Source organism: Serratia sp. CoH_134_PS_4 (assembly GCF_058190535.1).
Genome location: NZ_JBXWKI010000001.1, coordinates 1,033,581 through 1,058,287, shown reverse-complemented (window position 1 = coordinate 1,058,287; position 24,707 = coordinate 1,033,581). Strand labels below are relative to the sequence as shown.

The 24,707-nt window shown below is 54.7% G+C and carries 20 protein-coding genes; 13 read left to right on the top strand and 7 right to left on the bottom strand.

All coding sequences use genetic code 11. The features are described from left to right. Positions 1 to 80 precede the first annotated feature (80 nt). The 3 genes from AC2FCQ_RS04865 to kdsA are packed head-to-tail and all read left to right on the top strand — an operon-like array spanning position 81 to position 2,173. A complete protein-coding gene (locus tag AC2FCQ_RS04865) occupies positions 81 to 479 on the top strand; it encodes a SirB2 family protein (protein WP_209632849.1) in 399 nt (132 codons plus the stop codon). Then, positions 476 to 1,285 (top strand): invasion regulator SirB1, encoded by an 810-nt coding sequence (gene sirB1 / locus AC2FCQ_RS04860; protein ID WP_209632850.1) that lies wholly within the window; start codon positions 476 to 478, stop codon positions 1,283 to 1,285. The genes AC2FCQ_RS04865 and sirB1 overlap by 4 nt, the downstream gene beginning before the upstream one ends. A 33-nt stretch (positions 1,286 to 1,318) precedes the next feature. Next, on the top strand, positions 1,319 to 2,173 hold the full coding sequence (gene kdsA, locus AC2FCQ_RS04855; RefSeq protein ID WP_209632851.1) for a 3-deoxy-8-phosphooctulonate synthase: 855 nt from the start codon (positions 1,319 to 1,321) through the stop codon (positions 2,171 to 2,173). 74 nt (positions 2,174 to 2,247) lie between these two features. On the opposite strand, the gene dauA is transcribed toward kdsA, so the two are convergent. Both dauA and AC2FCQ_RS04845 read right to left on the bottom strand, forming a co-directional pair. Further along, the gene (gene dauA, locus AC2FCQ_RS04850) at positions 2,248 to 3,936 is read right to left on the bottom strand and encodes a C4-dicarboxylic acid transporter DauA (protein WP_490307661.1); all 1,689 of its coding nucleotides are present in this window, start codon (positions 3,934 to 3,936) and stop codon (positions 2,248 to 2,250) included. A gap of 230 nt (positions 3,937 to 4,166) precedes the next feature. Beyond that, positions 4,167 to 4,652 (bottom strand): heme-degrading domain-containing protein, encoded by a 486-nt coding sequence (locus tag AC2FCQ_RS04845; protein ID WP_209632853.1) that lies wholly within the window; start codon positions 4,650 to 4,652, stop codon positions 4,167 to 4,169. 202 nt (positions 4,653 to 4,854) lie between these two features. Here AC2FCQ_RS04845 and AC2FCQ_RS04840 point away from each other — a divergent pair, with 202 nt between their 5' ends. Next, complete coding sequence (locus AC2FCQ_RS04840; RefSeq protein WP_265556985.1) at positions 4,855 to 5,955, top strand: GGDEF domain-containing protein; 1,101 nt, start codon at positions 4,855 to 4,857, stop codon at positions 5,953 to 5,955. A gap of 32 nt (positions 5,956 to 5,987) precedes the next feature. Here the strand turns inward: AC2FCQ_RS04840 and mfd are convergent, their stop codons facing one another. Continuing rightward, positions 5,988 to 9,467, bottom strand: a complete 3,480-nt coding sequence (gene mfd, locus AC2FCQ_RS04835; RefSeq protein ID WP_209632855.1) for a transcription-repair coupling factor — start codon at positions 9,465 to 9,467, stop codon at positions 5,988 to 5,990. Positions 9,468 to 9,618: 151 nt separating this feature from the next. Further along, the gene (locus AC2FCQ_RS04830) at positions 9,619 to 10,602 is read right to left on the bottom strand and encodes a threo-3-hydroxy-L-aspartate ammonia-lyase (protein ID WP_490307660.1); all 984 of its coding nucleotides are present in this window, start codon (positions 10,600 to 10,602) and stop codon (positions 9,619 to 9,621) included. 86 nt (positions 10,603 to 10,688) lie between these two features. Here AC2FCQ_RS04830 and AC2FCQ_RS04825 point away from each other — a divergent pair, with 86 nt between their 5' ends. From AC2FCQ_RS04825 to AC2FCQ_RS04790, 8 genes are all read left to right on the top strand, one after another. Beyond that, positions 10,689 to 11,330 carry a helix-turn-helix transcriptional regulator gene (locus tag AC2FCQ_RS04825; RefSeq protein WP_209632857.1) on the top strand — a complete coding sequence of 214 codons (642 nt, stop codon included), beginning with the start codon at positions 10,689 to 10,691 and terminating at the stop codon, positions 11,328 to 11,330. A gap of 117 nt (positions 11,331 to 11,447) precedes the next feature. Next, positions 11,448 to 12,650, top strand: a complete 1,203-nt coding sequence (gene lolC / locus AC2FCQ_RS04820) for a lipoprotein-releasing ABC transporter permease subunit LolC (RefSeq protein WP_265556979.1) — start codon at positions 11,448 to 11,450, stop codon at positions 12,648 to 12,650. Next, positions 12,643 to 13,347 (top strand): lipoprotein-releasing ABC transporter ATP-binding protein LolD, encoded by a 705-nt coding sequence (lolD, locus tag AC2FCQ_RS04815; RefSeq protein ID WP_209632859.1) that lies wholly within the window; start codon positions 12,643 to 12,645, stop codon positions 13,345 to 13,347. The genes lolC and lolD overlap by 8 nt, the downstream gene beginning before the upstream one ends. Further along, complete coding sequence (gene lolE, locus AC2FCQ_RS04810; RefSeq protein ID WP_209632860.1) at positions 13,347 to 14,594, top strand: lipoprotein-releasing ABC transporter permease subunit LolE; 1,248 nt, start codon at positions 13,347 to 13,349, stop codon at positions 14,592 to 14,594. The genes lolD and lolE overlap by 1 nt, the downstream gene beginning before the upstream one ends. 55 nt (positions 14,595 to 14,649) lie before the next feature. After that, the gene (nagK, locus tag AC2FCQ_RS04805) at positions 14,650 to 15,570 is read left to right on the top strand and encodes an N-acetylglucosamine kinase (RefSeq protein ID WP_209632861.1); all 921 of its coding nucleotides are present in this window, start codon (positions 14,650 to 14,652) and stop codon (positions 15,568 to 15,570) included. An 11-nt stretch (positions 15,571 to 15,581) separates the two neighbouring features. Next, positions 15,582 to 16,418: a Sir2 family NAD+-dependent deacetylase gene (gene cobB, locus AC2FCQ_RS04800; protein WP_209632862.1), complete on the top strand. Its 837-nt coding sequence runs from the start codon at positions 15,582 to 15,584 to the stop codon at positions 16,416 to 16,418. Between the two features lie 257 nt (positions 16,419 to 16,675). Further along, on the top strand, positions 16,676 to 17,905 hold the full coding sequence (gene pepT / locus AC2FCQ_RS04795; protein ID WP_404759773.1) for a peptidase T: 1,230 nt from the start codon (positions 16,676 to 16,678) through the stop codon (positions 17,903 to 17,905). 85 nt (positions 17,906 to 17,990) lie between these two features. Next, the gene (locus tag AC2FCQ_RS04790; protein ID WP_404759772.1) at positions 17,991 to 19,079 is read left to right on the top strand and encodes a malate/lactate/ureidoglycolate dehydrogenase; all 1,089 of its coding nucleotides are present in this window, start codon (positions 17,991 to 17,993) and stop codon (positions 19,077 to 19,079) included. Between the two features lie 50 nt (positions 19,080 to 19,129). Here AC2FCQ_RS04790 and AC2FCQ_RS04785 read toward each other — a convergent pair whose 3' ends face one another. The 3 genes from AC2FCQ_RS04785 to phoP form a co-directional block, all read right to left on the bottom strand. Continuing rightward, on the bottom strand, positions 19,130 to 20,251 hold the full coding sequence (locus AC2FCQ_RS04785; protein WP_490307659.1) for a ribosomal protein uL16 3-hydroxylase: 1,122 nt from the start codon (positions 20,249 to 20,251) through the stop codon (positions 19,130 to 19,132). 285 nt (positions 20,252 to 20,536) lie between these two features. After that, positions 20,537 to 21,994, bottom strand: coding sequence for a two-component system sensor histidine kinase PhoQ (gene phoQ / locus AC2FCQ_RS04780; protein WP_265556973.1), 1,458 nt, complete (start codon positions 21,992 to 21,994; stop codon positions 20,537 to 20,539). Between the two features lie 5 nt (positions 21,995 to 21,999). Continuing rightward, positions 22,000 to 22,671, bottom strand: a complete 672-nt coding sequence (gene phoP / locus AC2FCQ_RS04775; RefSeq protein ID WP_020826469.1) for a two-component system response regulator PhoP — start codon at positions 22,669 to 22,671, stop codon at positions 22,000 to 22,002. A 411-nt stretch (positions 22,672 to 23,082) separates the two neighbouring features. Between phoP and pdxR the strand changes: the two genes are divergently transcribed. After that, on the top strand, positions 23,083 to 24,600 hold the full coding sequence (pdxR, locus tag AC2FCQ_RS04770; protein ID WP_490307658.1) for a MocR-like pyridoxine biosynthesis transcription factor PdxR: 1,518 nt from the start codon (positions 23,083 to 23,085) through the stop codon (positions 24,598 to 24,600). Positions 24,601 to 24,707 lie beyond the last annotated feature (107 nt).

Sequence of the window (24,707 nt, the reverse complement as noted above, 5' to 3'; positions counted from 1 at the left end):
ATGCGTGAATGTAGATAACAACGCCGCAGCGTGAAAGACGGCGGGTATAAGCACACAGCGAATAAATAAAAGGAAGCAATATGGCAGTCTACTCGGCGTTAAAACATCTGCATTTGTTGACGGTAACCATCAGTATTGTCTTGTTTGTATTGCGTTTCTTCTGGAAGTGGCGCAATTCAGCTATGATGAACAAGCGCTGGGTGAAGATAACACCGCACATAAATGATACGGTGTTGTTCGTCAGTGGCATTGCGTTGGTCGTGATGTTCAAGTTTTATCCGCTGTTGGGTATGGACTCATGGCTGACCGAAAAGGTGTTTGGCGTTATTATCTATATCCTGCTTGGCTACGTCGCATTGGGCAAAAAGACCAAAAGCCAGAACCTGCGCACACTGGCGTTTGTGTTGGCGTTGGGTTGTTTGTACCTGATAATTAAACTTGCCACGACGAAAATACCGTTTCTGATGGGATACTTATGAGTAGCATTGCTGATTTTGAATTTAACACCTCGCTGCTGAGCGAGGGCGTGATCCTGGTATCGCAGTCCGTACGGCGTGATTTCCCCGCCGTCGAGGTCGAACGTAAGCTGCAACAGCTGGTCGACGACGCGCGAGCGGCGGTGCCGCAGGATCTCAGCCAGGAACAGCAACTGGACGCGCTCATTGAATTGTTCTTCAAAACCTGGGGTTTTGGTGGTGCCAGCGGCGTGTATCGTCTGTCTGACGCTATCTGGCTGGATAAAGTGCTGGAAGGACGGCAGGGGACGCCAGTTTCACTTGGCACCATTTTCCTGCATATTGCCGCGCACTTGGGTTTACCGCTGTTGCCGGTGATTTTCCCCACTCAGTTGATCCTGCGAGCAGACTGGCTGGATGACGAAATGTGGCTGATTAATCCGCTGAACGGCGAGACGCTGAACGAACACCAACTGGAAGTGTGGATCAAGGGCAACCTAGGTCTGGCCGCCGAGTTGGAAGACGACGATCTCGATGAGTCAGAAAACGTCATGGTGGTGCGTAAGATGCTCGATACGCTGAAAGCTGCCCTGATGGAAGAAAAACAGATGGAAATGGCGCTGCGCGCCAGCGAAACGGTGCTGTGCTTCGATCCTGATGATCCTTACGAAATTCGCGATCGTGGGCTGATTTACGCCCAATTGGAATGCAACCATATCGCCATTTCCGATCTTAACTATTTTGTCGAACAGTGTCCTGAAGATCCGGTCAGCGAAGTGATCAAAATACAGATCCACTCGATTGAACCGAAACAGGTTACGCTGCATTAATTCATTTGATTTAACATCAACAAAGGCGAAAGCATGAAACAGAAAGTGGTTAGCATTGGTGACATCAACGTAGCGAACGATCTGCCGTTTGTGCTGTTTGGCGGTATGAACGTGCTGGAATCGCGCGATCTGGCGATGCGCATCTGCGAACACTACGTCACCGTGACGCAGAAACTGGGTATCCCTTACGTTTTCAAAGCCTCTTTTGATAAAGCCAACCGTTCTTCTATCCATTCGTACCGCGGTCCGGGCCTGGAAGAAGGGATGAAAATCTTCGAAGAAATCAAAAAAACCTTCGGCGTGAAAACTATCACTGACGTGCACGAAGCTTCACAAGCGCAGCCCGTGTCCGAAGTCGTTGACGTTATCCAGTTGCCCGCTTTCCTGGCTCGCCAGACCGACCTGGTGGAAGCAATGGCCAAGACCGGCGCAGTGATCAACGTCAAGAAGCCACAGTTCGTTAGCCCTGGGCAAATGGGTAATATCGTCGACAAGTTCAAGGAAGGCGGTAACGATCAGGTGATCTTGTGTGATCGCGGCAGTAACTTTGGCTACGATAACCTGGTTGTCGACATGCTGGGCATCAACGTGATGAAAAATGTGACCGGTGGTCATCCGGTGATCTTTGACGTCACCCATGCGCTGCAAACGCGTGATCCGTTTGGCGCAGCTTCCGGCGGCCGTCGTGCGCAGGTTGCCGAGTTGGCGCGTGCGGGTATGGCGGTTGGCTTGGCGGGGCTGTTCATTGAAGCGCACCCAGAGCCAAACAGTGCCAAGTGTGATGGCCCGTCTGCGTTGCCGCTGGACAAGCTGGAGCCGTTCCTGGTGCAGATGAAAGCCATCGACGAGCTGGTGAAGAGCTTCCCAGAGCTGGATACCAGCAACTAAACGTGCTCTTTGCAGGGGCGTAGCTGCTGTGCCCGCTATGGTTTAAAGCCCGACTTGTCGGGCTTTTTGTTTTGTTAGGCTACGTGTGACGCCAATGCTTCAGGTAGCGTTGCGTAGAAATGCAGTCTCCCCTCAATGGGTTGTACCCGCGCCCGCGCCAGCGTTTTCAATGGTTGGAAAGGCATGTCGGTGATCGCCAACTGCTTGCCTGGCGGCAGGGCCTCGATAAAGCGCTGTAGGGCATCCAGGCCACCGGCGTCCAGCACCGGTACGGCATCCCACTGCAACACAATCACGTCATAGCTTTCGCTGCGCACCAGGAGTTCATTAAAAATGCGCTCGGCGGCGGCGAAGAACAACGGGCCATTTACGCGCAGCACCAGGCGGCCGTTTTCGGCGCTCAGTTCGCTCAGGCGGGTCATGCGTGCAATACGTCGCATAAACAGCAGGGAAGCCAGCACTATGCCTACGGTGATGGCAATCACCATGTCAAACAGTACGGTCAGTGACATGCACAGCAGCATCACCAGAATGTCATCTTTCGGTGCCCGTCGAAGCAGATAAACGACCTTATGCGCCTCGCTCATGTTCCAGGCGACCATCAGCAGCAGTGATGCCATGGCGGCCAGTGGCAGCCAGGAAAGCCAGGGTGCCAGCACCAGCAGTGCCAGCAACACCAGCAGCGCATGGATAATGGCAGATACCGGCGAGGTGGCACCTGCGCGCACGTTGGCCGCAGACCGCGCGATGGCGGCGGTTGCGGTAATGCCACCAAAGAAGGGGGCGATGATATTGCCGGCACCCTGACCAATCAATTCGGTATTAGAGTTGTGTTTCTTACCGGTCATACCGTCCAGCACGACGGCGCACAATAAGGACTCAATGGCGCCCAACATGGCCATAGAAAATGCCGCTGGCAGCAGAGCGGAGATGGTTTGCCAGCTTAGGGCCATGGGGTTGCCGTCGCCCGCAGGCAGATCCCAGGGGAGCATCAACTGCGGCAGGATAGGTGGGATGCCCTGGCCCTGAGTACCGTCGGCCAACAGGTAGCTGAAACGTGAGCCGATAGTGGCTACGGGGTGGTCAAACATCGCCAAAACGCCCATGACTGCCGTACCTGCCAGCAGGGCCGGCAGATGGCCGGGTACCCGCAGACCGAGTTTCGGCCAGAAGATCAGGATAAGCAGGGTCACTGCACCGATCAGCGTATCGCCAAGGTCCAACGTAGGCAACGCCTGCAACAGCGCGTAAACCTTACCCACATAGTGTTCAGGTACCACGGCCAATTGCAGACCGAAGAAATCCTTCACCTGCATCGTCGCAATGGTAATGGCGATGCCGGAGGTAAAGCCCAGCGTCACGGACAGCGGTATATATTCAATTAACCGGCCGAAACGGGCTAATCCCATCAGCACCAAAAACAAGCCGGAAAGCAGCGTGGCGATTAACAACCCAGAGAGCCCGAACTGCTGGGATACGGGGTACAGGATCACCACAAAAGCGGCGGTAGGGCCGGACACGCTAAAGCGTGAACCGCCACTGATGGCGATCACAATCCCGGCGACGGCCGATGTGTAAAGCCCGTATTGAGGGGGGACGCCGCTGGCAATGGCCAGCGCCATCGCCAACGGGATGGCGATAATGCCGACAGTAACGCCGGCAATGGCGTCTTTAAGCAGGCGTTGCAGAGAGTAAGGTTCCCGCCAGCAGGCATCTACCAGCGCGCTGAACGGCCGGATGCCGTTAATTTCATGCGTTTTCATCTAAGGTGCAAACCAAGTCTATAAAAGAGAACGGAATGGCGGGCCGGAAAAGGTCCGTCTCGAATAGCTGATAGACACCATACGCCTGTTATGGCAATGATTCATAGATGTACATCAATGCCGTGCTAAAAATCGGAGTTATACTCTTTTAGAATGCCGATTAACACCCGATAGTAGACTGGCCGTGGCTTAAACGGCCAGTCTAAATTGAATAATGCTATTTTTACCCCTTAATGCACGGCGGGCAAGGATAACCCAAGAAAGCGGGCTAAGGTGCCAACCAGCAGATTATGGTCTTCCAGCTGTGGTGCGCCAGAAATGCTGATGGTACCGATGCAGCCGAGACCCGTTAAATTGACGGGGAAGGCACCGCCATGAACCGAATAGTCGCGAACACTCAGCCCGTATCGTTCTTCCAGTGTTGATTGCCGCTGCTGCAAACGCAGGCCAATAGCATAAGAGCTCTTGTGAAAATGGTTTACCACGTTGCGTTTACGCCGTACCCAGTCTGCAATATCAGGGGTAGTGCCAGGCATGGCATAGTAAAAGAGAGTCTGCCCCGCCAACTGGATCTCTATGGCGATCGACAGGCTGCGTTGTTCTGCGGCGGATTTCAGTGCGGAGCCCAATTCCCAGGCAGTATTATGATCAAAATGGTTAAAGGCTAACGCCGTTTCCTGTTCAGTAAGCGCGTGCAATTCATCATCAGTATTCATGGTTGTCACCCCCCTCATTTGGTCGCTAACAGACTATCCTGAACCGGACGCAGGGGATAGATACCTTGGAAATAACATAGAACTGCTAATCTATTATTAATCTGTGTAATATCTCCGATGCTGAGCTGGATGAGACAGGGATTGGTTCTCAACATTTATTGTTTAATCGCCCTGTTATTCTCGTGGAGCATAGCGAATATTTATGACTTACGTTGTGTCAATTCCCGCCTTGTATAGTGACGCCTGCATTACCTATGCCACACTGTCCATCAGCTATTTTGCTCTCAGCAAGAACGCCCCCTTTTCCTACCATTCCGAGCTGTGGAAACGCCTGCTTTTTGGCGTGCTGGCTGGCCTGGCGGTTTTTTTTCTCAATCAGGACAAGTTGGAGTTGGTCGGTGACGTGCATTACAGCTTCGCCATGATCCCGATGATATTAGTGACGTTTTATGGTGGTGCCGTCAGTGGGCTGGCCTGCTATCTGATGTCGCTGGTGTTGAGTGGGGGTTTTACCGTTGATAACCTGTTTATCGGCTCGATCATTCTTCCATTAATGCTGTCGCGCGTTTGGTTGAGAAAGACGAATCGGGTGTTCTATCTCACCATTTGCATCATTGCACTGTATCGCATCGCGGTAGTTTGGTTTTTTGTGGATATGTGGGAACGGTGGCCAGACGTGTTGCTGTACCAGGCTATTTCTGCCCTGTGTTTGGCCATTTGCTACCATGCGATCAACTTCAAGGAACGGCACATTCATGCGTATTTCTCTATGCGTGATAAAGCCACCATCGACAGTCTTACTCATCTCAGTAACCGCGCCAGTGTGGACTACCGACTGATGTTACAACACGTGGAGCGTCGTCCCTGTGGGTTGATGATCCTCGATTTGGATGATTTCAAACACATCAACGATACCTATGGCCATTTGGTTGGGGACATACTGTTGGCGCGAGTGGGGGCGTTGTTAAAAAACAGCGTACGCAGCGACGATTTCGTCGGTCGTTATGGCGGTGAGGAGTTTATTGTTATTACGGCCAGCTACGATCCGGCGACGATTGGTGGGGTAGCGGAGCGTATCCGACGTAGCGTTGAGGCCACCGCGTTTGTACTGGACGACGGTGATGAGGCACACATCACGGTGTCTATCGGTGCGTCGTTGTATCTGCCCGGTATGGTGGTTGATAAAGCGATTGAGGTCACGGATGAAGCGCTGTATGACGCCAAACGCAGGGGGAAAAATCAGGTGGTGTGCAGCCGGCTGATGCAACTCTCACCGCTTGGTGCGGGTTTCCGCCACGAATGATCCCCTCCTGATATTCACAGGAGGGGAGTGATTCAGGCTGCCAAGGTATGCTCGCGGAACGCGGTCAGTAACTCTTCGGTAAACTTCAGGCGTTTCTGACGGTCGGCCAGGTCCAACATAAACTTCAACTTGGTTGGTCCATCCAGACGATAGATTTGCGGATGACTCTGTAGCAGACCAATCAAATAACCCGGGTCAACCAGGTTTTTCTCACCAAACTCAATAAACCCGCCGCGTTCATTACCTTCTATGCGTTTGATACCCAGTTTTTGGGCGTGTTGACGCAGAGCCGCACATTGCAGCAGGTTACGTGCCGGATCGGGGAGCAGACCGAAGCGGTCAATCAGCTCCACTTTCAGCTCTTCCAGTTCACCGTCGTTTTTCGCGCTGGCAATACGTTTATAGAACGACAGGCGGGTGTTAACGTCGGGGATGAAATCATCCGGCAGCAGGGCAGGCATACGCAGCTCCACTTCGGTTTGGTTGCTGGTGAGATCTTCCAGCGAAGGCTCACGCCCATGCTTAAGCGCATCAACCGCACTTTCCAACAGTTCCATATACAGTGAAAAACCGACGGTGGTCATCTGGCCGCTTTGATCTTCGCCCAACAGTTCACCTGCGCCACGGATCTCAAGATCGTGAGTGGCTAGCGCAAAGCCGGCACCCAGATCTTCCAGTGACGCGATGGCCTCCAGGCGTTTATGGGCGTCGGTGCTCATGGCTTTTGGATTTGGCGTCAGCAAATACGCGTAAGCTTGATGGTGCGAACGCCCGACGCGGCCGCGTAGCTGGTGTAACTGCGCAAGCCCAAAGCGATCCGCACGCTCAATGATAATGGTATTGGCGCTGGGGATATCGATGCCGGTTTCAATAATGGTGGTACAGACCAACACATTGAAGCGCTGGTGGTGGAAGTCGTTCATCACGCGTTCCAGATCGCGTTCCCGCATCTGGCCGTGACCGATGGCAATGCGCGCCTCTGGCACCAACTCTGCCAGTTTTTCTGCTGCCTTTTCGATGTTTTCTACATCGTTGTACAGGTAGTAAACCTGGCCTCCGCGCAGCACTTCTCGCAGGATGGCTTCGCGGACGACCAAACTGTCGTACTCGCGGACAAAGGTTTTTACTGCCAGACGGCGGGCAGGTGGGGTGGCAATAATGGACAGGTCACGCATGCCGCTCATGGCCATATTCAGCGTGCGCGGGATCGGCGTGGCGGTCAGCGTCAGGATATCCACATCGGCACGCATCGCCTTGATGCGCTCTTTATGGCGAACACCGAAACGGTGCTCTTCGTCAACGATAAGCAGCCCCAGATCTTTCCAGCGCAGTTCGCTTTGCAGCAATTTGTGGGTACCAATGATAATGTCAACTTTGCCATCAACGGCGTCGTCCATCACTTGCTGCTGTTCTTTAGCGCTGCGGAAGCGTGACATCATCTCGATGCGGATTGGCCAGGTGGCGAAGCGATCGCGGAAGTTGTCAAAATGCTGCTGCGCCAGCAACGTTGTCGGCACCAATACCGCAACTTGTTTGCCGTTTTCAACGGCCAGAAACGCGGCGCGCATTGCCACTTCGGTTTTGCCGAAGCCGACATCGCCACATACCAGGCGGTCCATGGCCAGGGGTTGGCACATGTCGCTCAGTACGGCGTTGATCGCCTGCTCCTGATCGGGTGTGGTTTCAAACGGGAAGCTCTGACAGAACAGCTGATATTGCTCACGGTTATGTTTAAACGCGAAACCGGTTTTAGCCGCGCGTTGGGCGTAGATATCCAACAGCTCTGCTGCCACGTCCCGTACCCGCTCGGCCGCTTTCTGTCGTGCGCGCGACCAGGCATCACCGCCCAGTTTATGCAGCGGGGCATTTTCGTCTGCGCCACCCGCATAGCGGCTGATCAGATGCAATGAAGAAACCGGTACGTACAGTTTGTCTTCACCGGCATAGGACAAGATCAGGTATTCGGCCTTGATGCCACCGGCCTCCAGCGTGGTTAACCCCACGTAGCGCCCAACGCCATGCTCCAGATGTACCACCGGTTGACCCGGGTGCAGTTCTGCCAGGTTGCGGATCAGAACGTCGGTATTAATGGTACGTCGGTTGTCCTGCCGACGGCGGCTGACGCGTTCGCCGAGCAGATCGCTTTCGCAGATCAGGGCCCGGTTACGCATACCGTCGAGGAAGCCGCGTTCGGAAGCCCCGACCATCATGTAGCGGCCGGCCGGCTCGGCCTGATCGAGATGCTGGATCAACGAGGTGCCGAGCTTGATGCGGCCTAGCAGGTCTTGCAGCGTTTCCCGGCGACCTTCACTTTCCACTGAGAAGATAACGCTGCCGTCAAAGCTTTCAATAAAGCGGCGCAGATTGTCCAAGGGGGCTTTCTGCTGGGCCTGCACCGCCAGATCCGGCAGGGCGCGGTAATCCAGATTGGTGTTACCGGCCTTGGCAGGCAATTCCTCGGTTTTTAGCGCCATGCGCGGCCAGGCTTTTAACTCGCTAAACAATGCATCAACCCGCAGCCACAGGCTGTCCGGCGCCAGCAGTGGGCGCATCGGATCGACACGGCGGCTCTCGAAACGTTGGTTAACGTCCTGCCAGAAGCGTTCGGCGGCGCTTTCCAGATTGCCGGTATTGACAATCAGCGTATTGCCTGGCAGGTAGCTGAACAGCGACGGCAGCGGTTGGTTGAAGAACAGCGGCTGCCAGTATTCGATACCGGCAGGCCAGGTGCCTTTACTCACCTGTTGATAAATATGTTCGGCGTCGCGACGCACTTCAAACTGCTCGCGCCACTGGCTGCGGAACAGCTCGATGGCATTTTTATCGGTTGGGAACTCATGGGCCGGTAGCAGGTTGATCGCGTCGACTTCGCTCAGTGTGCGCTGGTTGTCGACATCAAAGGTGCGCAGGCTGTCGATTTCATCGTCGAAGAAATCGATGCGATAGGGCTCTTCGCTCCCCATCGGGAACAGATCAAGTAACGCGCCGCGCGTGGCGAACTCACCGTGCTCCATCACCTGATCGACACTGCGGTAGCCCGCTTGCTCGAGTTGGGCACGCAGTTTGTCGCGTGACAGGCGCTGGCCTTTTTTCATGACCAGCGCGTGGCCGTGCAGGAATTCGTGCGGGCAAACACGCTGCATCAGCGTATTGACCGGCAGGATAATGACGCCGCGCACCATGGTCGGCAAGTGGTACAGGCTCGACAGGCGTGCGGAGATGATTTCCTGATGCGGTGAGAAGCTGTCGTAGGGGAGGGTTTCCCAGTCCGACAGAGTGGTCACCATTTGATCGGTAAACTGCTGAATTTCGTCGCGCAGCCGCAGGGCATTTTGCATGTCCGGGGCGATCAACATCACCGGCCCGTTATGTCGTTCGATGATCTCGGCGCACTCTACGGCGCAGGCCGAGCCGGTCAGTTGCCCCAACTGGCGCAAGTCGCCAGCACGCTCAGGCAAAGAATAACGGGAGGATGAGGATGCAGCACGCTTAGGGTTATCGGAGATGCTCATTAAGGTATCTTTAATCAATGTATTAAATTTCGCCCCGGCAGAAATAACACCGCGCCTTTAGCCGGTAATACTAGCCCACTGGGCAATAAACTGACATAGATAAAAGCGCGGCGCGGCGGTCTAATGGCGAATGTTTAACCACTCAATGGCATTACTCTTGTGTAGCCAGGGCGAGATAGTCGTGGATTTTATCGACGTCAACGTTACCGCCGCTGACGATCACCCCCACTTTTTTGCCGCGCAGATCCAGTAGCGAATTCATTGCTGCCGCTGCGGCCAGGCAACCGGTCGGTTCGACCACCATTTTCATCCGTTCCATAAAGAAACGCATCTGCCGGCAGAGTTGCGGGTCACTGACCGTCAAAATATCGTCAATGTACTCTTGAATGATAGGGAATGTCAGCGCACCCACCTGCTGGGTCTGAGCGCCGTCGGCAATCGTTTTCGGTACGGGGATGTGTACCGGTTGGCCACTGCGAAACGCCTGTTGCACGTCGTTGCCTGCCTGCGGTTCAACGCCGAACACCCGACAGTGCGGTGACCAGTGTTTGGCTGCAACCGCGCTACCGGCCAGTAGACCACCGCCACCGGTGCACACCAACAGCACATCCAGTGGCCCGACGTCCTCAATCAGTTCTTTGGTGGCGGTGCCCTGGCCTGCAATCACCTGTGGGTAATCGTAGGGGGGCACTATCGTCAGGCGGTGTTCAGCAGCCAGCCGTTGGGTAATGGCTTCACGGTCTTCGCTGTGGCGCTGGTAAATCACCACGTTGGCACCGTAACCGCGGGTTGCCGCCAGCTTGGTTGCCGGTGCGTCGTGCGGCATCACAATGGTCACATTGACCCCAAGTTCGCGTGCCGCCAGTGCCATTGCCTGGGCATGGTTACCTGAGGAAAAGGCAATCACGCCCGCTTTGCGTTGCGCAGCACTCAATTGGGCAATGGCGTTATAGGCACCGCGAAACTTGAAGGCGCCTACGCGTTGGAAATTTTCACACTTGAAGAACAGCTGCGCACCGGTGAGGTTATCGGCCTGCCGAGATGTCATCACCGGTGTACGGATGGCATGTCCAGCCAGAATTTCTGCGGCGGTAGAGATATCGGCGGCGGTGATGCAATGGGGAGTTGAACTCATGACGACCTCGCGCTGGTGAAAGGTTGATTGATTACCCGGAGATTTTAATTTACTCTTTGTAAAGTTATTGTCAAATGGTTAAGTTGATGAGTGATATCAAGCAGGAAAACGCACTGTTGCTGCGTGAAGCGGAAAAAATAGTTCAGGCGCTGGGGGCCATGTTTGCACCGAGCTGCGAAGTGGTGCTGCATGATCTCACGCAACCGGGGCGAGCCATTGTCGCCATCGCCAATAATCTGTCTAACCGCAGTATTGGCGATGCTGCCAGCGAAATGGGGTTGGAACGTATTGCCTCGCCGGATTTCCCTGATGTGGTACAGAACTATGCCAATGCTTTCCCCGACGGCCGGCCGGCCAAGAGCACGTCAATCGGCTTGCGTAACAGCCAGGGGGTTTATGTAGCAGCCATCTGCCTCAACCTGGATGTTTCAATCTTCAACAGCGTCAACGCCATTCTGCAACAGCTGACTGCGGTGGTGCAGAGCGCGCCGCAGGTTGCGGACGAGGGCGCGCGTTCATTGTCGGACATCGCCTCAGTGATCAACACTTTTGCGGCTTCTTGTGCCACTGCGCCGCGCGCGCTCTCTTCCGAACAGCGTTTTCAGGTGATCCAATTGCTTAAGCAGCAGGGCTATCTGCAACTGCGTGGTGCGGCCACTATGGCCGCGGAAGCATTGGGTATTTCGCGGGTCTCGGTTTACAACCTGTTAAAGCGAGATGCCGGGTGACCTGCTGCGGTTAGCCCGAACGGCGGAATAAAAGGCGTCAGGGTGGTTCCCTAAACGAGGTATAGCCTTTATTATCCTTGATCACTTTGCTTAAGCTACGGCCACAAAACGGATTTCATGTATCAACCTGTCGCGTTATTCATTGGCCTGCGCTATATGCGCGGGCGGGCCTCAGATCGCTTCGGGCGGTTTGTTTCCTGGCTTTCCACCATCGGCATTACGCTGGGGGTGATGGCGTTGGTCACCGTATTGTCGGTGATGAACGGTTTTGAAAAGGATCTGGAGAACAACATTCTCGGCCTGATGCCGCAGGCGTTGATCACTAGCCCTCAGGGGTCGATCAATCCGCAACAAATTCCTGCCTCGGTGGCGCAGGGGCTGCAGGGCGTTAGCCGCGTTGCACCGTTAACCACCGGTGACGTGGTGCTGCAAAGCGCTCGCAGCGTGGCGGTCGGGGTTATGTTAGGGGTAAACCCGGACGAAGCTGATCCCTTGACGCCGTTTCTGGTGAACGTCAAACAGCAGCTGTTACAGCCGGGCCAGTACAATATCATCCTTGGCGAACAGCTTGCCGGGCAGCTTGGCGTCAAACGCGGCGATCCGCTGCGGGTGATGGTGCCGAGCGCCAGCCAATTTACGCCAATGGGCCGCATTCCCATTCAACGTCTGTTTACTGTGGTCGGCACTTTCCATGCGAACAGTGAAGTTGATGGTACCCAGATGCTGGTCAATCAGCAGGACGCTTCACGCCTGCTGCGCTATCCGGCAGGCAATATCACGGGGTGGCGTTTGTTCCTGCAACAGCCGCTGACGGTTGATACGCTGAGCCAACAAAAATTGCCTCAGGGCACCGAATGGAAAGACTGGCGCGAACGTAAAGGCGAGTTGTTCCAGGCGGTGCGCATGGAGAAAAACATGATGGGGCTGCTGCTCAGCCTGATCGTGGCCGTGGCGGCGTTCAACATTATTACGTCGCTCGGTCTGCTGGTTATGGAGAAGCAGGGCGAAGTTGCCATTTTGCAAACACAGGGCCTGACACGTCGACAAATCATGGCGGTGTTTATGGTGCAGGGCGCGAGTGCGGGCATTATCGGCTCGTTGCTCGGCACGCTGTTAGGCGTGCTACTGGCCACCAACCTGAATAATCTGATGCCGATTCTCGGCGCATTGATTGACGGCGCATCGTTGCCGGTGGCGGTTGACCCGTTGCAGGTGACGATCATTGCCGTGGCGGCGATGGCGGTTTCCCTGTTGTCCACGCTTTACCCTTCATGGCGCGCTGCCGCCGTACAACCCGCTGAGGCTTTACGTTATGAGTAACCATCTTTTGTTGCAGTGCGACAACCTGTGCAAGACCTATCAGGAAGGCAACCTGCATACCGACGTACTGCGCAATGTCAGTTTTGCTATGCAGCCGGGCGAGATGATGGCGATTGTCGGTAGTTCAGGCTCCGGCAAAAGTACCTTATTGCACCTGTTGGGGGGGCTGGACTCCCCAACCTCCGGCGAGGTGATCTACAAAGGTCAGTCAATGAATACCTTGTCTTCGGCGGCCAAAGCCGAGCTGCGCAACCGCCAGCTTGGTTTCATCTATCAGTTCCACCATCTGTTGCCGGACTTTACTGCACTGGAAAATGCCGCTATGCCGCTGTTGATCGGCGGTATAAAGCCGGCACAGGCGCAAGAAAAAGCGCTGGAGATGCTGGCGGCGGTCGGGTTGGCAAAACGCAGCAAGCACCGGCCTTCAGAATTGTCCGGCGGTGAGCGCCAGCGCGTGGCCATTGCGCGTGCGTTGGTGAATAACCCGTCGTTGGTATTAGCGGATGAGCCGACCGGTAATTTGGATAAACGTACGGCCGACAGCATCTTTGATCTGCTCGGTGAGTTGAACGTGCGCCAGGGTACGGCGTTCCTGGTGGTGACTCATGACCTGCAACTGGCGAAGCGTCTTAGCCGCCAATTGGAAATGGCCGACGGCCATCTGCAGGCCCAGTTGACCCTGTTGGGGGCTGAGTAATGGCGGGTGCGTCACTTTCCTTTCTGACGGCTCTGCGTTTCAGCCGTGGGCGCAAGCGCGGTGGCATGGTGTCGTTGATCTCGGTGATCTCCACCATCGGTATCGCCTTGGGCGTTGCCGTGCTGATTGTTGGCCTGAGCGCGATGAATGGTTTTGAGCGCGAACTGAAAAACCGTATTTTGGCCGTGGTACCCCATGGCGAAATCGAACCGGTGAAACAGCCATTTAAAGATTGGCCGTCGATTCTGCAACGGGTAGAAAAAGTGCCAGGCATAGCGGCTGCCGCGCCTTATATTAACTTTACCGGCCTGATGGAAAATGGCGCGCAACTGCGTGCGGTCGGGGTTAAAGGGGTTGATCCGCAGCAGGAAAACCAACTCAGTGCGCTGCCGAAATACGTTCAAGGCGATGCCTGGGCTAATTTTAAAAGCGGTGAGCAGCAGGTGATCCTGGGTAAGGGCGTTGCTGATGCATTGGGCGTCAAGCAGGGCAGCTATGTGACGGTGATGATCCCTAACAGCGATCCGCAAATGAAGCTGTTGCAACCGAAGCGTATCCGTTTGCACGTAACGGGTATTTTGCAGCTCAGTGGCCAGCTTGATCACAGCCTGGCGATGGTGCCCCTGGCCGACGCTCAGCAATATCTGGATATGGGCGATAGCGTGACGGGGATTGCCATCAAGGTTAACGATGTGTTTGCCGCCAACAAGCTGGTGCGCGATGCGGGCGAAGTCACCAACGCTTATGTTTATATCAAGAGCTGGATTGGTACCTATGGCTACATGTACCGTGATATTCAGATGATTCGCGCCATCATGTATCTGGCAATGGTGCTGGTGATCGGCGTCGCCTGTTTCAATATCGTCTCCACGTTGGTGATGGCGGTGAAAGACAAGAGCGGTGATATTGCGGTGCTGCGTACTCTGGGTGCCAAAGACGGCTTTATTCGCGCCATCTTTATCTGGTACGGTCTGCTGGCCGGGCTGGTGGGCAGCGTCAGCGGGGTCGTGGTGGGGGTTATCGCGTCGTTGCAACTGACCAACATTATTAAAGGAGTGGAAAAACTGATGGGGCATTCATTCCTGTCGGGCGATATCTACTTCATCGACTTCCTGCCTTCTGAGTTGCACTGGCTGGACGTGTTGATTGTACTGGTGACGGCGTTGGTGCTCAGCCTGTTGGCAAGTTGGTATCCAGCCAGGCGTGCCAGCCGTATTGATCCGGCACGCGTATTGAGCGGTCAATAATCAAAATCAGGGGAGGCAGCGATGCCGCCCCATTTTTTTAGCCTAAGGGTGGGTTATGTACTACGGTTTCGATATGGGCGGCACCAAGATTGAGCTGGGCGTGTTTGATGCAGACCTGCAACGCATTTGGCAAAAAAGGGTGCCGACACCGCGTGACGATTATCAGCAGCTGCTGGCAACGTTGCGCGATCTGACCTTTGAGGCGGATGCGTTCTGTGGCCAACAGGGCATGGTGGGTATCGGCATTCCGGGGCTGCCCAACGACGATGATGGTACGGTATTCACGGCTAACGTACCGGCGGCAATGGGGCAACGTTTACCACTGGATCTGGCTGAGCTGATTGGTCGTGACGTGCGTATTGATAACGACGCCAACTGTTTTGCGCTGTCGGAGGCCTGGGACGACGAGTTCCGTCACTATCCAACGGTGTTGGGCATTATCCTTGGCACCGGGGTGGGCGGCGGGTTGATCGTCGACGGCAAAGTGGTCTCCGGGCGTAACTATATCGCTGGCGAATTTGGCCATTTCCGCCTGCCGGTGGATGCGCTTGACGTGCTGGGGCATGATATACCTCGCGTTCCTTGTGGCTGCGGCCATCAAGGTTGCATCGAAAATTACATTTCTGGTCGCGGTTTTGAGTGGATGTACGCCCACTTTTATCAGCAGCACTTGCCTGCACAGCAGATTATTGCGCATTATCAGTCGGGTGAGCCGCAGGCGGTGGCTCATGTCGAACGTTTTATGGATGTTCTGGCGATATGCCTGGGCAATTTACTGACCATTATTGATCCACATCTGGTGGTGATTGGTGGCGGGTTATCGAATTTTGAAGCCATCTACCAGGCGTTACCCGAGCGTTTACCCGCGCATCTGTTGCGTGTGGCCAAGTTGCCACGAATTGAAAAAGCGCGCTATGGGGACGCGGGTGGCGTACGTGGGGCTGCGTTCCTCAATTTGGTTCACAGGGAAAAGTAAGGAGAGAGTTAATGCACACTCGCCATCGGCTGTGTCAGTTTCGCAAGAGTAAGCATGTGCTGCATCAGCGCTTTCGTTCGCGGATTTTTCATCGCGATACCATGGCGGCGGCCGAGCTGAAGAAGCCGTTTGTCGTGGTGTTGACCGGGGCCGGGATCTCGGCCGAGTCAGGTATCCGTACTTTCCGCGCCGCAGACGGTTTGTGGGAAGAGCACCGTGTGGAAGATGTCGCTACGCCGGAAGGCTATCAGCGCGATCCGCAACTTGTGCAGGCGTTTTACAATGAACGCCGCCGGCAGCTACAGTCCCCGGAGATTGCCCCTAATGCGGCACACCGCGCATTGGCGGATCTGGAAGCCTGGTTGGGGGATAACTTCCTGCTGGTGACGCAGAATATCGATAATCTGCATGAGCGTGCCGGCAGTTCGCGCGTGTTGCATATGCACGGTGAACTGTTGAAAGTCCGCTGCACCAGCTCCGGGCAGGTATTCGACTGGCCGGAGGATCTCAGCGTGGACGATCGCTGCCATTGCTGCCAATTCCCGGCGCCTTTGCGGCCACACGTGGTGTGGTTCGGCGAAATGCCGCTGGGCATGGATGAAATCTATCAGGCGCTGGCCAAGGCCGATTTCTTTGTGGCTATTGGCACTTCGGGCCACGTTTATCCGGCTGCGGGTTTTGTACACGAGGCACGCTTGGGCGGCGCGCACACCATGGAACTGAATCTGGAGCCCAGCCAGGTAGAAAGTCAGTTTGATGAAAAACACTATGGTCCTGCCAGTGCGGTAGTACCACGGTTCGTGCACAAATTCCTGGTTGGGAAAGTCGAAAGAGCCGATCAACCTTAACGCTGGTTTCAGGGCGCAGCCTGTGGCGTCCTGAACTTTCTCCTTCACACCTTGATGTTTGCCCGCCTGCTTAGCCGCTTTGCGCCACCGGCCTACCCATGTTGTTCAACGTTCCACCATCGATGAACGAACCCGCACCGCTGTAATTATCACTGCAATTAATGATTTCCGTTAAATCTGGGTAAAAATGACCTGTCTCAATATTTGATCCGAACCGGTTCCGCATAATGAAACGCGATATTCTGAGGGCGGATACCATGGATAAACTACTAGATCGCTTTTTTAACTACGTCTCATTCGACACGCAATCTAAAGCGAACGTCAAACATGTGCCGAGCACCGACGGGCAATTGAAGCTGGCGCGCGCGTTGCAGCAGGAAATGATTGAATTGGGGTTTGAACGGGTGTCGCTCAGCGAGCATGGCTGCGTTATGGGCACCTTGCCGGGGAACGTTGCCTGGCCCGTGCCGGCAATTGGGTTTATTTCGCATCTGGATACGTCACCCGACTTTAGCGGAAAGCACGTTAACCCGCAGATCGTCGAGAATTACCGCGGTGGCGATATTGCGCTCGGCATCGGCGATGAAGTGTTGTCACCGGTGATGTTTCCGATCCTGCACCACATGTTGGGGCAGACACTGATCACCACCGACGGTAAAACGCTGCTCGGTGCTGATGATAAAGCGGGCATTGCCGAGATATTGACCGCCATGGTGCGGCTACAACTGCGTAAGATCCCACACGGTGATATCCGCGTGGCCTTCACGCCGGATGAAGAGGTCGGTAAAGGCGCTCGGTTGTTTGACGTTGCAGAGTTCAATGCCGAGTGGGCCTATACCGTAGACGGTGGCGGCGTGGGTGAACTGGAGTGTGAAAACTTCAATGCGGCGTCAGTAACGGTGAAAATTGTCGGTAATAACGTGCACCCGGGGAGCGCCAAAGGGGTAATGGTGAACGCACTGTCTCTCGCGACCCGTATTCAGCAGGCACTACCGGCGGACGAAACCCCGGAAACCACCACGGGTTATGAAGGGTTTTATCATCTCAGCAGCCTTAAGGGGAGCGTTGAACGCGCCGAGATGCACTACATCCTGCGAGATTTCGAGCGTGACGGTTTTGAAGCGCGCAAACGCCGGATGATCGAGATCGCTCAGCAGGTGGGTAAAGGCCTGCCGCGTGATTGCTATATTGAGGTGGCGATCGAAGACAGTTATTACAACATGCGCGAGCAGGTGGCTGAGCATCCCCATGTGATTGCGCTGGCGCAACAGGCAATGCGCGACTGTGATATTGAACCTGTCATGAAGCCCATTCGTGGCGGCACCGACGGAGCACAGCTGTCGTTTCGCGGTTTGCCGTGCCCGAACCTGTTTACCGGCGGTTATAACTACCACTGCAAGCATGAGTTTGTTTCCCTGGAAGGGATGGAACAGGCGGTGGCGGTTATTATGCGCATCGCGGCGCTGACGGCCGAACGCGCAAAATAACACCGATTACAATCGTTATAATTGCTTGCCGCAACAAGGGTTTGCTCCTAGTGTGGGAAATATATCCAGCACAAGGAGCCTTATCATGAGCACTGAACACCGTATTGATCGCCAATGCCTTGAACAGTTTGTACAGGCTATTTGGCGCCATGCCGGCAGCACGGAGCGGGAAGCCGCACTGGTGGCGGATCATTTAGTCCAGGCCAATTTGGCTGGGCACGATTCGCATGGCGTCGGCATGATCCCAAGCTACATGGCATCGTTGGCGCAAGGGCATTTACAACTGAATGTCCATGCTCAGGTGGTGCGCGATGCGGGGGCCGTGCTGACGATTGATGGTGGTCAGGGATTTGGCCAGGTGGTGGCCAGCGAAGCGATGGATAAAGGGATTGAACGCGCTCGGCAATTGGGGCTGGCGGCGGTGGCGTTGCATAATTCACACCATATTGGCCGTATTGGTCACTGGGCTGAACAGTGTGCACGTGCCGGTTTTATCTCCATTCATTTTGTCAACGTGGTGGGCGATCCCATGGTGGCGCCGTTCGGTGGCAGCGATCGTCGTTTTGGCACTAACCCATTCTGCGTCATTTTTCCCCGTCCCGATAAACAACCGCTGTTGTTGGATTTTGCCACCAGTGGCATTGCTTTTGGCAAAACGCGCGTGGCCTACAACAAGGGCCAGAGCGTCGCGCCTGGTTATCTTATCGATCACCTGGGGCAACCAACGACGGAGCCTTGCGTGATGCACGAGCCGCCGTTTGGCTCGTTGTTGCCCTTCGGTGCGCATAAAGGGTATGCGCTGGCCACGCTGTGCGAAATTCTCGGTGGTGCGCTGTCCGGTGGGCGTACCACCCATGACGCGACGTTGAAATCTGACAGCGACGCCATATTCAACTGTATGACCACCCTCATTCTCAACCCGGAGGCTTTCGCTGCGCCGGAAATGCAGAATGAAGCAGAGGCGTTTATCGACTGGGTGAAGGCTTCTCCCCCAAGCGACGGACAGCCGATTGCAGTTCCCGGGGAATGGGAGGCGGCGAACCGCGTGGCGCGGTTGCAACAGGGCATCCCGATAGATGCAAATACCTGGCAGCAAATCTGTGCGGCAGCGCAACAGGCCGGAATGCCGGACCATGAACTGGAAAACTACCGGACGAAGGTCTTACGGGGATAAAAAAAGCCACCCGCCGAAAAGCGGGTGGCTTGATGAGACAGTACTCAGCTTTAGTCTTTAAAATACCAATAACCGTTATTAACCAGCGCGGTCAGCAGCGCCAGGAATGACGGGTCGTCAATGGCATCGCCGAGCATGGCAGCATCAACGCTGAAGTTCTGGCACATGGCATTGGCAGCCTGCAGGTGCTCGGTATCCATCAGTTCACCGTTCGCAAAGCACTGGTCGCCTACGCGCAGCACGCGCAGTCCACCCAGGCGTTGCAGAGGTTCGCCCTGTTGCAGCAGTTCGTAAATTTCCCCGGCTTGATAAGGCGGCTCCGGCGGCGCAGCATCCAGTTCGTGGCGCGTCTGGGAGATAAACTCGCCGAACCACTGCTGGAAGTGCTCGGGTTGCTGAACCAAATCCAACATCATCTGGCGTAATGCGTCGACTTCCTGCGGTAACACCTCTGCCGGTTGTTCACGCAGTTGGATCTCCGGGTCGCTGTAGCGTTTACTGCCCAGTTCGCGTGCAAGTACATAGTCAGCAAAGCCGCTGACCAGCTCACGAGCATTCGGTGCGCGGAAGCCTACAGAGTAATTCAGGGCATTTTCCAGCGCGTAGCCTTCATGTGGGAAACCTGGCGGGATATACAGAATGTCACCCGGTTCCATTTCTTCATCAATAATGGCGTCGAAAGGTTCTACCTGCAGCAGGTCAGGGTGAGGGCAGTGCTGTTTCATCGGCACTTTTTCGCCCACACGCCAGCGGCGACGGCCCGTACCCTGAATGATAAAGACGTCGTACTGATCGAAGTGAGGACCAACGCCACCCCCCGGGACCGAGAACGAAATCATCAGGTCGTCCATTCGCCAGTCAGGCAGTTGACGGAATGGGCGCATCAGCGCGCTGGAAGGCTCATGCCAGTGGTCGACTGCCTGAACCAGCAGTGACCAGTTGTTTTCGCTCAGGTGGTCAAAACTCTCGAATGGGCCGTGCGCAACCTGCCAGCGGCCGTCCTGGTGGCTGACCAAACGGCTGTCCACTTCGTTTTCCATCGCCAGCCCAGCCAGCTCGTCCGGGGAGATCGGATCGATAAAGTTTTTGAAGCCGCGCTTCAGAATCACCGGACGCTTTTGCCAATAGCGTTGCAAAAAATCGTTCCAGTCCAGATCTAATTGATAATCCATGTTCTATTCCAGGATAGAGGAGTGAGCCTGAGTGCGATTATACTCGTCATACTTCAAACTGCATCTTTGTTGGCTACGCTTAGTTACGTGGCCCGTCCATGGGCCACGCCCCTGCGGGGCCGCTGCAACCAGCGTTCAAATCTGCTCCCGGCAGATTTGTCACCCAAATCACTGACTTTAGTCAGCTCACCGGGCTTTGCTCGCTTGCCGTCGTCATGCCATTCGAATTATGTAGAGTATACAACGGAAGATTGGCCCCGGGGATCGGGGCCTGAACAACAGAATTTACTCGTGGTGGTGAGAGTCGTGCTGGCGAGCGAAAGTGACCTGCATGCGGGCCCCTCCCAATGGGCTATCGCTAATGGTGATAGAACCGTCGTACTGCTCAATGATCTCCGCTGCGACTGACAATCCCAGACCCTGGCCAGGGCGAAGTGTGTCTACCCGCTGGCCGCGCTGGAAGATCAGTTCGCGTTTGCTCTCCGGAATGCCTGGGCCATCGTCATCGATGACGATAGTGAGGAATTTATCGGAGTGGAGGGAGGTGATTTCAACGAACTCCAGGCAGTATTTACAGGCGTTTTCCAGCACGTTGCCCATGACTTCCATAAAGTCGTTTTTCTCCCCCATAAAAGTCACTTCCGGTGAGATATCCAGCGTGATCACCACGCCTTTACGTTGATAGACCTTATTCAGCGCCACGGTGAGGCTGTCCAGCAGCGCTGGCACCGAATGGATTTCACGCGTCAGTACCGTCTGCCCCGAGTTGATACTGGCACGGTGCAGGTAGTAACCAATTTGCTGGGAGATACGGCTGATCTGATCGAGCATGATAGGCTCAACTTCCTCAATCGTGGTCTGCTTGCCGGTACGCAGTGAACGTAACGTGGTTTGCAGCACCGCCAGCGGCGTCTTCAGACTATGCGTGAGATCGGAAAGCGTGGTGCGATATTTGGTGTAACGTTGACGTTCGTTACGCACCAGAATATTCAGATTGCGCACCAGCCCGCGCAACTCACTGGGGGGATTCTCGTCGAGTTGGTCACGTTCACCGTTTTCCAGCTCTCCGACCTGATTCACCAGTGCCTTGATGGGGCGCAGGCTCCAGTAAGCCGCCAGCCAAAGCAAGGGGACCACCAGCAGCAAGTTGGCCAGCAGCACATAGCTGAACCATTCCCACACCACATCCGAACGCTGAAGCTCTTGCGGAATGGTGTCGACCACCACGATGCTCAGCGCCGGTAACCTGGCCGTTGCCGCGTAGGTGTTGACCGCCACGGAGTGGGTCAATGCATTTTGATCGTTGTCGTCATAATCTTTGAGCTGATCTTGCGCTTTGGGGTTGTTGCCCAACACTTCGCTACTGACGCGGGTATCAGTATCAATTTCGTAGAAACCGGACTCTTCCAGCCACTCTTTATTGATGCGTTTTTCCAACTCTGGCACCTGACGCTGGCTCCACAACAGGTTGCCTTTATCATCGTAAATGAAAACCAAAGTAGGGAAGTTGAGATCAATATCCGGTGGAATGGCGATGGTTAACTTGTTGTTATTCCATTGAGCCAGGCTGAAGAACAGATTGCTTTCACCGCGCAGCAAACGAAAGGCGGTTTTGTCGAAACTGACAATATAGCCCACCACGGCCACCAGACCATAAGACAGCGACAGCGCCAGGATCACCCCGGCGGTTGCCATCAAAAAGCGGGCGCGCAGTGAAAACGGTTTTTTATCCTTGTTGAACATGATGTTCACTTCGCATCAAAACGATAGCCCTGGCCACGTACTGTGGTGATCACTTCCTGTGGGTATTCCGCCTGCAGCTTTTTACGCAACCGGCCCATTAGCACGTCGATGGTATGGCTTTCACGCAGTTCAGCATCTGGATACAGTTGCAGCATCAGGGAATCTTTGCTGACCACCTTGCCGGCGTTGCGAATTAAGGTTTCGATAATCGTGTATTCAAACGCGGTCAGTTTAATTTGCTGTTCGTTGACGCTGAGCTCGCGACGCGAGAGGTCAATTTGGAACGGCGGTAGAACGATGACCTGTGAAGCAAGGCCGCTATTGCGACGCATCAACGCCTGCATACGGGCGATGACTTCTTCCAGATGGAACGGCTTGGTGACATAGTCGTCGGCGCCGGCTTCCAGCACGGCCACTTTGTCTTGCCAGCTCTCACGCGCAGTCAGTACCAGAATCGGCAGCTTCATCTGGTGGGCACGCCAGCGGCGGATCAGGCTCAGACCGTCTTCACCGGGCAGGCCAAGATCGACAATGGCGATGTCTGGCGCATGTTCTTGCAGGAAATAGTCGGCTTCCTTGGCATCTTCCGCTGCATCAACCTGGTGGCCCATTTCACGCATCTGTACAGAGAGGTGGTGGCGCAACAAACCATTATCTTCAACAACCAGTACTCGCATGACAGACTCCTGTAGAGTGGCGGGTGAACATCCTGTCACCCGCGCTATAAAAGGTAACACGCTCTTTGGCGTATACGGGATAGCGCGGTAACCATACCCATCTGATCGTGTTGACGTTATGGTAGGTATAACCTGCACTTATCGCAAGGGACGCAGAACCTTGGTTAAAAATAAGCGCTATCTATTTTTTGTACGCCGCCATTATCGGCAACGCCCGATAAACGCAGGATAAACAATGGCGGGGCAAAGCTAAACCAAACTTAAACAGAAGAGGCCGTTAACCAGAAAACCCAGGCATTTTGTTCAGGTTACGTCAGGGCGGGTACCGCGCTGTACGGTTGTGACATAATTCCCTGTATCACAGTAACTCTTGGTGTGGGCCGCACCGGCCTATCTTTGACTCGGAACACTATGAAGCCCAGCAGCGACAATAAGCAGCACGCCACGCAGGATGCGATACACGTGACCTTTACCCGGCATTTACGGCAAGGATTGACGCGTAAAGCCGCGTTGCACCTGACGATTAAGCAACTCGCGATCGCCGGAACGCTGGGGTATTTGGCTAAACTTCCGCCCAGCCGCACGTTGGCCGTACGGCTGGCTATTTCGCGCGATACCGTCGAGTTAACCTATGCCCAACTGGAAGCCGAAGGCTACATTGCCCGAGCCGTAGGGCGTGGCAGCTTTGTCAGTTATCAGCAAAATACGTTGATCGGCCGTGAGTTGTTGGCTTCGGAGAAGACTGAAAGCACCCTCTTGGTAGAACGGGAGCTTAGCGCACATGGCCGTTCTCTGCTGGTTGCTGCGCATACTCCCCATACCTGCCGTAACGGCGCACTGACCCCTTCATTGCCCGACTTGCGTCTGTTCCCCATCGAAAGCTGGCTACAGCTCGAAAGACAGGCCGTGCGTCAGGGCGCCGAGTCTCTTTTAGGCTATGCCGATCCTCAAGGGCTGGTGGAGCTAAGAGCAGAAATTATTGACTATCTGCGCCGTGAGAGGGGGGTTAAAGCCAGTGCGGAGCAGGTGATCGTGGTGACCAGTTCCCAGCAGGCGTTATCGCTGTGTACCCAGGTCCTGTTTAACCCCGGTGACAGCGTCTTCGTTGAGGAACCCGGTTATCAGGGGGCTAAAAAATTGGCTCAGTCTGCGGGGTTAATCACATATCCAATCGGTGTGGATCAATCCGGTATGGATATTGATGCGCTGATTCAGGCGGACGCGGGAGGCCGGGGGGTGTATATCACGGCCTCTCACCATTATCCGTTAGGCCATTCGCTCAGCATAGAAAGAAGGCTGAAACTTTTGGCGTGGGCACAGCATGAAAAAGCCTGGATTATTGAAGATGATTACGATTCTGAATTTAATTATAACGGCCTGACGACCGCCTCATTGCAAGGGTTGGATCAATATCAACGGACTTTATATATTGGCACCTTCAGTAAAACCTTATTCCCGGGATTGCGTATTGGATTCCTTATCGTTCCTCCGCAGTTAATTAAACCTATGGTGGCGGCAAAGCAATTTCAGGATGGTTATACGTCTGCATTACCACAAATGACGTTATTCAAATTCTTACATGGCGATTTTTATGCCGAACACTTAAGGAACATGCGCAAGATATATCAGGCTCGGCTTGAGATTTTGCATGCTGCGGTTCATCAGTATCTTGGTGCCTGGACTCAGCCGCTGTTGCCGCAGGGCGGTCTGCAGCTGGTATGCCCGCTGGCAGACGCAGCCACCGAGCGGCGGTTGATTCATGCTGCCGCGGCCCAAGGAATGAAAGTCTACGGGCTGATTGACTTTTATACTCATAAACCCAGTAAAGGGGCATTGGTCTTCGGCTTTGCTGCCTATACACCGGATGAGATTGTAAAATTTATCAAAAGGTTATCATCTATTTTTGGCGAACTTCAAGCACCTGCTTAAAGGTGGTAGTCCCGCCAAATTGGTCTGCTTACTGTTATTAATTGGTCTGTATTCAGCCTTGAGTGGTGGGTGTATCCTGCTGGTATTACGTTATTTTTTCTCAGAAA

Bases quoted from the DNA above. Each gene is read 5' to 3' on its own strand.
- cobB (WP_209632862.1), top strand. From the start codon at position 15,582: ATGCACACTCGCCATCGGCTGTGTCAGTTTCGCAAGAGTAAGCATGTG.
- AC2FCQ_RS04825 (WP_209632857.1), top strand. From the start codon at position 10,689: ATGAGTGATATCAAGCAGGAAAACGCACTGTTGCTGCGTGAAGCGGAA.
- pdxR (WP_490307658.1), top strand. From the start codon at position 23,083: ATGAAGCCCAGCAGCGACAATAAGCAGCACGCCACGCAGGATGCGATA.
- phoQ (WP_265556973.1), bottom strand. From the start codon at position 21,994: ATGTTCAACAAGGATAAAAAACCGTTTTCACTGCGCGCCCGCTTTTTG.
- AC2FCQ_RS04840 (WP_265556985.1), top strand. From the start codon at position 4,855: ATGACTTACGTTGTGTCAATTCCCGCCTTGTATAGTGACGCCTGCATT.
- lolE (WP_209632860.1), top strand. From the start codon at position 13,347: ATGGCGGGTGCGTCACTTTCCTTTCTGACGGCTCTGCGTTTCAGCCGT.
- AC2FCQ_RS04865 (WP_209632849.1), top strand. From the start codon at position 81: ATGGCAGTCTACTCGGCGTTAAAACATCTGCATTTGTTGACGGTAACC.
- dauA (WP_490307661.1), bottom strand. From the start codon at position 3,936: ATGAAAACGCATGAAATTAACGGCATCCGGCCGTTCAGCGCGCTGGTA.
- kdsA (WP_209632851.1), top strand. From the start codon at position 1,319: ATGAAACAGAAAGTGGTTAGCATTGGTGACATCAACGTAGCGAACGAT.
- sirB1 (WP_209632850.1), top strand. From the start codon at position 476: ATGAGTAGCATTGCTGATTTTGAATTTAACACCTCGCTGCTGAGCGAG.
- lolD (WP_209632859.1), top strand. From the start codon at position 12,643: ATGAGTAACCATCTTTTGTTGCAGTGCGACAACCTGTGCAAGACCTAT.
- nagK (WP_209632861.1), top strand. From the start codon at position 14,650: ATGTACTACGGTTTCGATATGGGCGGCACCAAGATTGAGCTGGGCGTG.
- AC2FCQ_RS04830 (WP_490307660.1), bottom strand. From the start codon at position 10,602: ATGAGTTCAACTCCCCATTGCATCACCGCCGCCGATATCTCTACCGCC.
- AC2FCQ_RS04790 (WP_404759772.1), top strand. From the start codon at position 17,991: ATGAGCACTGAACACCGTATTGATCGCCAATGCCTTGAACAGTTTGTA.
- AC2FCQ_RS04785 (WP_490307659.1), bottom strand. From the start codon at position 20,251: ATGGATTATCAATTAGATCTGGACTGGAACGATTTTTTGCAACGCTAT.
- phoP (WP_020826469.1), bottom strand. From the start codon at position 22,671: ATGCGAGTACTGGTTGTTGAAGATAATGGTTTGTTGCGCCACCACCTC.
- pepT (WP_404759773.1), top strand. From the start codon at position 16,676: ATGGATAAACTACTAGATCGCTTTTTTAACTACGTCTCATTCGACACG.
- lolC (WP_265556979.1), top strand. From the start codon at position 11,448: ATGTATCAACCTGTCGCGTTATTCATTGGCCTGCGCTATATGCGCGGG.
- AC2FCQ_RS04845 (WP_209632853.1), bottom strand. From the start codon at position 4,652: ATGAATACTGATGATGAATTGCACGCGCTTACTGAACAGGAAACGGCG.
- mfd (WP_209632855.1), bottom strand. From the start codon at position 9,467: ATGAGCATCTCCGATAACCCTAAGCGTGCTGCATCCTCATCCTCCCGT.